This window comes from Rhodococcus sp. 27YEA6 (assembly GCF_044908235.1).
GTDB classification, from domain to species: Bacteria; Actinomycetota; Actinomycetes; order Mycobacteriales; family Mycobacteriaceae; genus Rhodococcus_F; species Rhodococcus_F qingshengii.
The window spans coordinates 21,209-27,404 of record NZ_JBIYCY010000030.1; the positions used below are offsets into that span (position 1 = coordinate 21,209).

6 protein-coding genes and 3 pseudogenes are annotated in these 6,196 nt (G+C 60.4%); 3 read left to right on the top strand and 6 right to left on the bottom strand.

The window, feature by feature from the left end:
• Positions 1 to 169: 169 nt before the first annotated feature.
• The 4 genes and pseudogenes from ABH939_RS31645 to ABH939_RS31660 all read right to left on the bottom strand — a co-directional run bounded on the left by ABH939_RS31645 (position 170) and on the right by ABH939_RS31660 (position 2,975).
• A pseudogene (locus ABH939_RS31645) lies at positions 170 to 1,647 on the bottom strand (FAD-dependent oxidoreductase).
• Positions 1,648 to 1,717: 70 nt separating this feature from the next.
• Positions 1,718 to 1,911 (bottom strand): annotated as a pseudogene (locus ABH939_RS31650) (DUF4383 domain-containing protein); the annotation flags it as partial.
• 197 nt (positions 1,912 to 2,108) lie between these two features.
• Complete coding sequence (locus ABH939_RS31655; protein WP_099698476.1) at positions 2,109 to 2,336, bottom strand: hypothetical protein; 228 nt, start codon at positions 2,334 to 2,336, stop codon at positions 2,109 to 2,111.
• A 70-nt stretch (positions 2,337 to 2,406) separates the two neighbouring features.
• Positions 2,407 to 2,975 (bottom strand): annotated as a pseudogene (locus ABH939_RS31660) (superoxide dismutase family protein).
• A 156-nt stretch (positions 2,976 to 3,131) separates the two neighbouring features.
• Here ABH939_RS31660 and ABH939_RS31665 point away from each other — a divergent pair.
• From ABH939_RS31665 to ABH939_RS31675, 3 genes are all read left to right on the top strand, one after another.
• Positions 3,132 to 3,599, top strand: a complete 468-nt coding sequence (locus ABH939_RS31665; RefSeq protein ID WP_191908627.1) for a GAF domain-containing protein — start codon at positions 3,132 to 3,134, stop codon at positions 3,597 to 3,599.
• Between the two features lie 125 nt (positions 3,600 to 3,724).
• Positions 3,725 to 3,853: an ANTAR domain-containing protein gene (locus ABH939_RS31670; protein ID WP_080666698.1), complete on the top strand. Its 129-nt coding sequence runs from the start codon at positions 3,725 to 3,727 to the stop codon at positions 3,851 to 3,853.
• A gap of 39 nt (positions 3,854 to 3,892) precedes the next feature.
• Positions 3,893 to 4,219, top strand: coding sequence for a hypothetical protein (locus tag ABH939_RS31675; RefSeq protein WP_024488290.1), 327 nt, complete (start codon positions 3,893 to 3,895; stop codon positions 4,217 to 4,219).
• Positions 4,220 to 4,369: 150 nt separating this feature from the next.
• Here the strand turns inward: ABH939_RS31675 and ABH939_RS31680 are convergent, their stop codons facing one another.
• Both ABH939_RS31680 and ABH939_RS31685 read right to left on the bottom strand, forming a co-directional pair.
• Positions 4,370 to 5,143 (bottom strand): SigB/SigF/SigG family RNA polymerase sigma factor, encoded by a 774-nt coding sequence (locus tag ABH939_RS31680; protein WP_151097261.1) that lies wholly within the window; start codon positions 5,141 to 5,143, stop codon positions 4,370 to 4,372.
• Entirely contained in the window at positions 5,140 to 5,568 is a 429-nt protein-coding gene (locus tag ABH939_RS31685; RefSeq protein ID WP_191908626.1) for an ATP-binding protein, read from the bottom strand. The genes ABH939_RS31680 and ABH939_RS31685 overlap by 4 nt, the downstream gene beginning before the upstream one ends.
• Between the last annotated feature and the right edge of the window lie 628 nt (positions 5,569 to 6,196).

Below are 6,196 nucleotides of genomic sequence, written 5' to 3' on the forward strand. Positions count from 1 at the left end.
TGGAGGGCACAAAAGCCAATCATGGTGTGAATAGGGAACAAAGTCGAGCGTTATGCTGGCGACGGAACGCTCGATCCGACGAAATTGCTGAATGGCGGGTATCGCGAAACCGTCCGAAAGCACCACGCCTTTAGAGCCTGAGGCCATGGAACGAGCTGAGGTGTCCACGTCATGAGAGATCTTCGGTTGCAGGGCCTTCCAGAAGCTCACCGCTCGCAGTGAAGCGTGATCCGTGCAGTGGACAATCCCAAGATCGTTCGGCGTCGTTCCAACTCACGATGCCGCCAAGATGCGGGCACACCGCGGAAACCTCCTGCGTCACGCCGCCGACAGTGCTTCGGGCGACAGGCGTAAGCCCTTCCCACACGACCTGGCCATGGCTGCTGGACTCTGGGTCCTTGCGCGCGAGTCGATCAAACAAAGGCTTTATCCAGCCGCTCGTCAGGTGAACGGCCACTTCAGCATTGACCCGAACAGCATGGGGCACTCCGGACACTTGATTCCAATCCCACGGGGTATAGATTGCTGACCACTGCGCTCGGGTGCCGAGGACACTCGTGGTCAGTGTCAGCGCGGCAGCGACCGAATTGGTGATCCCCCATTTCGCATAACCAGTGGCAATGAGGATCGAGGAGTCCCCCGGCAAAAGCTCTCCGACATAAGGGAGTTCGTTCACAGGCCGGTAGTCCTGTGCGGACCAGGAATGCGTCAGTTCGGCGCCGGGGAAGGTCTTGCCAGTCCAATCGATCAACTCTTGCAGACACTGTGATGGCGATGCTGCGCGCCCGACGGGGTGGCCGTTACCACCGACGAGTAGCAAGTTGCTGTCGTTGCGCGGAGCGTAACGAATCGACCGTTTCGGTTCGTCGACAGATATGTACATTCCTCGTGGAATATCGCCGGGAACTGTGAAGGCAGCAGCGTAGCTGCGCTGTGGTTCCAAGCGGGCAAAGAATGCGCCTCGATCGAGTATTGGTGTTCCCGTGGCGATCACGACTCGCGCAGTGGTCACTACACCGTGGTTGGTATGCACCGAACGTCGATGACGATTACCGTGCACGGTCCAGACCCGGGTCCCTTCGTGCACTGTTCCACCACACCGGACGAAATCCTGGACCAGCGCGTCGAGTGCCTGGACTGCGTCGAATTGCGCTTGATCATCCAAGCGGAGCGCGCCAACCACCGGGAACGGCAATTCGACCACGTCGGTCCAGTGGGCATCGAGTCCCGCCGCACGTGCTGCATCCAATTCTTCCCGCAAGGAGACGGTACCGTCAGTGCTGGTGGTATACGTGAAAGCCGATTCACGTTGTACTGCAACAGAATTGTCGGCGCAGTATCGCAGCAGCCACTGTTGTCCCTCCCTATTGGCCTCGACGTACGAGCGCACTGCCGACGGTGAGTGCTTCTTTGCATGCTCGACAGTCGAGTGCCCTGGAGCAAACTGATCTTGCCAGTGGTATTGCCGGTTGTGACAGCTCCGACGGTCCTGGATTCGAGCAACGCCACCGCATGACCGGCCCGGGCAAACAGCAATGCCGTAACCACACCTGTCATACCTGCCCCGACGACAACGGTGTCGTACTCACGCTCGGAGAATTCGGATGAGTATTCGGGGCGCGCCCTTTTGAGCCACAGGGAGGTCATGACCCATGGTTGCCCAGGGTGGTCGTGTGAGAAACGTGGCCGCCGGCATCTCGCCGTAGGTGCGGGGACGTCACCGAATTGGGCTGTCCGTGGGGCTTTCCCGCTGCGCGAGACGGGGAATCAAGAATCCGACTGCCACCGTGCCTACTCCGAGCCCGAAGTGCAACCAGTTGTCGGCATCGTTGACCGGAACGAAGTTGGCGGAACTGTCTTGATCGATCAGCATGCCGTGATCCACAGCACCAGGTAGATGATTCCGCCCCCGCGTCGAGTTGTCGAAGTTCACGTACACCTCATCGTGTGGGGAATGACCCCAAGGCGAGTAGCTACGACGTCGTGTCCTGTGGCCTGGCACCTGAGGTGGAAATCGTGGACAAGTACCACGACGCAGTCGTCGAGCGTTGTGGTATGCGCTGTTACATCTACGAGGGTGCGATGATCGACAACATAATTGGAGTGAGTCAGTCCGGCGCCCTGTCACCGGTGTCGATGGGTTCGGTCTGCTCGCGGTCGGCACGATTTCCCGGAACGCCTTCCTGCCGATGTTCCTCGGCCACCTGTTCCTCGAGATCGTCGACGAGTTCGGTGAGATCCTGGTTGAGCGCTGCCTTTTGCGCAGGATCCGGCGTGGCTTGTTGCTCGGATCCGTTCGACGGTTGGTGAAATGTGTTCTTCTGCGACTCGGGCATCGATGTTCTCCTTTTTGGTATGCGTTGATACATCATCGGTTGACAATTCTAGGTAGATTCCCCCGGCTGCTCAGAAGTCTTCGTCGATGCACGCGAGCCGATCGCCTGCCGTACCCGCTTCTCCCAGCGCATCCTTCGTGCGGTCGGCATGGATCACCACAGACTGCGCTCCGCCTTCCCGGAACTTCCAGTCGACCGTGGCTGTCGACTGAGCGTTACCGTTCGCATTGGTGGTGATGTCGAGCCAAACCTCGTTGGACGGGTTGGCGTACGCGGGATCGGTCGAGAGTGATTCGGCGCCGGCCGCCGGATCCACGTTGTTTTGATAATGCGGCCCGGAGCCCGCCGGGTTCGGCCCGCACGGCCGTGTATGTAGGTGCACACCCAGATCGCGATAGGGAGCAAGCCCCCGGCCTCGAATGTGACTGTCGTTCGGCTGCCCTCGTCTTCGGATTCGACGTGTACCGCAGATCCCACAGGAACCACAACCTCGTCGTAGGTGAAGGCGTAGTCGTCGCGCGCCTGACGGGGTGGCCGAAATACGTCACCGTCGAGACCCGGAAGAAAGCTGGGAACCGTCGTTGTCGTGTCGAGCGGGGCGGGTGGTGTTTCGACGGTGACATTTTCGTGATGGGAAATGCACTCGCGGTATCCCTCCGGGTAAGGTCAGGGTATCGGTGAAGCCAGCGCCGCCACCTTCGAGTGTGCGCAGGTTGGTGCCTGCGAGACAGGACCACCATGGATTGCGACGATATTTCCACTTCGCTAGATACATTGTCCCCGTTCGTCGCCACGATGGCCGCGCAACAGTACGATACCGACGAAATCGCCACTGCGGTGGAACATTTCGGGGTTCTTCTGCGGACCCCGATGAAGTTGCCCGCGCTGCTGCAGTCGGTGTGCTCGCAGGTCGTGGCGACGATCCCTACTGCGGACATGGCTGGGGTGACGATGCTGTCCCGAGAGAGTAATGGGCCGGAGACGGTGGCGTGCACCGACGAGCGTGCGCTCGATGTCGACGTCGATCAGTACCGGGCGAGCGAGGGCCCGTGCCTGGAATCGGCACGCACACGGCAAGTGGTTCGGGTCCGATTCGATGATGCCGCGCAGCGGTGGCCCGAATTCGCGAGCAATGTCGCCGGAGCGAGCAATGTCGCCGGAATAGGAGTGGCAAGTTGTTTCTCTGCACCGCTGATGGCCGACGGCCACTTGGTGGGTGCGTTGAACCTTTACAACTCAGCGAGGTCGACGAGACTTTTTTGAATGTTTTCGTCGCCATGGTCGATGGGGCGATCTGGTAGGCGCGCCGTGCAGAGCAGTGGCGAGTGGAACTCGAAGGCCTTCAGGCGGCGGTGAAGACACGGGGGATCATCGAGTAGGCGAAGTTCATGTTGACGGACGCGCACGGGGTCGACGAGGATCGCGCGTTCGAGGTACTGGTGGAACAGTCCCAGCGCCGGAAAATCCGCCTCTCAGCACTCGCAACGGAGTTAGTGGAAACATTTTTCAAGCGGTGAACGCGGGGCGTGTATCTCGGCAGGGCAGAGGAGGATGCGGTGGACTGGTTCGTATCGGTGTGGGACGAGGACATGGGCGTTCATGTGTACCGCGGCGGTGAAGGATTTGATCGAGCGTCGGTGATCGAGCAGGTGCTCGCTGCGGGTCGGGTGATCGCGCGCCGTCAGGATGATTCGGTGGTCGGTACGGTCGGCAAGGTGGTCATCGACGGCATCCCGGTGGATGCAATTCCTTTCGGGGACAACGGTATCGGTGACGATGAACTTCGCTGGCTGATCGGTGCCCAGTTCGACCGCGTCCGAGCAGGAATCGACGCAGCCCACACGGCCTCCCATCCACGGCAATCGGGCCCTCCTCGTATCTGAGGGGTCCGCCGGGCCAGAGTGGGGGTGCATTGTCCGGCGGACCGACCACAACCTCCCCGTCCGAGGGGCATTCCAAACATCCGCATCGTCATTGCGGATGTGTCAGCGCGTCAGTGTGGGGGTTTGAAAGGTAAGGCCTGGCTGCAAGGTTCAGCTGAGTTTTCCGAGTTCGGCACGTAATGTTTTCAGCGACTGGGTCAGTAATCGGGAGACGTGCATTTGGGAGATGCCGACTTTCTCCGAGATCTCCGCTTGAGTAAGTCCGCCGAAGAATCGGTACAGCAGGATAATCCGTTCTCGTTCGGGGAGAGCGAGTAGCGCGGGACGGAGAGTTTCATGGTTGTCGATGCCGTCAAGTGCGGCGTCAAAGACGCCGAGTGTGTCCCCGATGGACCGTCCGTCGCCGACTGTTGTCGCTTCGAGGGAGGCTGCTTGGTAGGAGTCACCGGCGGCGGCGATCTGTCCGACCTCGGAGGGTTCGACGCCGATCTCGTGAGCGAGTTCGAAGGTGGTGGGTTCGCGTCCGAAGCTTTGGGTGAGGGAAGTGTGCGCTTTGTTGAGTGCGAGGTAGTTCTCCTGCAGCGAGCGAGGAACCCGGACTCCCCAGCCTTTGTCCCGGAAGTATCTGCGCACTTCGCCCATCATCGTGGGGACGGCAAAGGACAGGAAGTCGCGGCCCTTGCTGAGGTCGAAGCGGTCGACGGCGTTCACCAGGCCGAGACGTGCGACCTGGACGAGGTCTTCGTGGGACTGCCCGCGTCCGCGGTACCGGGCAGCGATGTTGTCGGCAATCGGCAGACTTGACTCGATGATCTGTGTCCGGAGCCGTTCCCGTTCGGGATCGCCGTCCGCCAGCGCTGTCATCTCAGCGAACAGATCGGTGAGGTGCGTGTAAGCATTGTTCTCTTTCGGGGCAGCGCTCATGAGCTCGCCGGGAGAGCTCTCTCCAAGGTGATCGTCACAGATCGGTCGCCGGTAGGGGCCGCTGCTGGTGTTTGTTCAAGCATGACGTCATCGACCAACGTCCGCAGAACGAGCCAACCGAACGACGAAGTGCTGGCGTCGACCGGAGACGATGTCGTTGCAGCGAGGATCACTCGGAGCCGGCTCGGGCTGGTGACGGCGTCAAATGTGCACACCAGTGTGCTGGAGCGGCGAGCATGACTGACGAGGGTGGTGGCGGCCTCGTCGACTGCGATGACGAGGTCGGCCAGTGCGTCCATCGAAAGGCCGTAATGGTCGGCCGCAGCCCGCACCATGGCTCGAAGTAGACCGAGTTGATCAGGGAAAGCTGGAACCGAGAGGGACGCCGTAGACGCGGCACGCCCTGCCTGCTCAGGCGATGTCATCGGCGTTGCTCCCGTCGGGGTCGTGAGCATCGTATTCCCAGGTGGCGAGTGGGCACTGCACAGAATGCCCGGAGTGGCACCAGGTTATCGCACTACTGTCGGCGCGAGCGGGAGCAATATCCAAAGACCCACATGGTGCCACTTCAGGGCATGGTTCCGTTGAGTAAATGTAGGTGATCGAAGAGTGTGCGCAGGGTGGTATAGCCGTCGAAACGCCTGCTACCGTGCGCGGGCTAATCGGTGAGGTCGCAGAGTTTGTCGTGAGTGACAGACCAGGATGTCGAAGGCTCGGTCGTCGGTGACGTCGACGTAGAAGCCGGAACTGCCGATGGTTTACGCCGGTCACCGAGTTTCCGTAGAGGCCAGGACGGGCGGGGAGACCGGATGTCCGGACGTATGCGAGGCCGTATCTCCTGTCTGCAAATTTCTCTGCAGGAGCTTGAACTGATCTTACCTGGGTGGTATACCAAATCTACGGTGTACGCGATAGATACTGAGTGGATGCGGCGCTGACTCGAACATTAGGTCACTGCCTAGATGTTGTGGGTATGGACGTTGCTGACGAGGGATTGAAGTAGACGGGCTGGTCCTCGGCGTAAGAATGGGAGTTGCGACACAACCGTTCTCG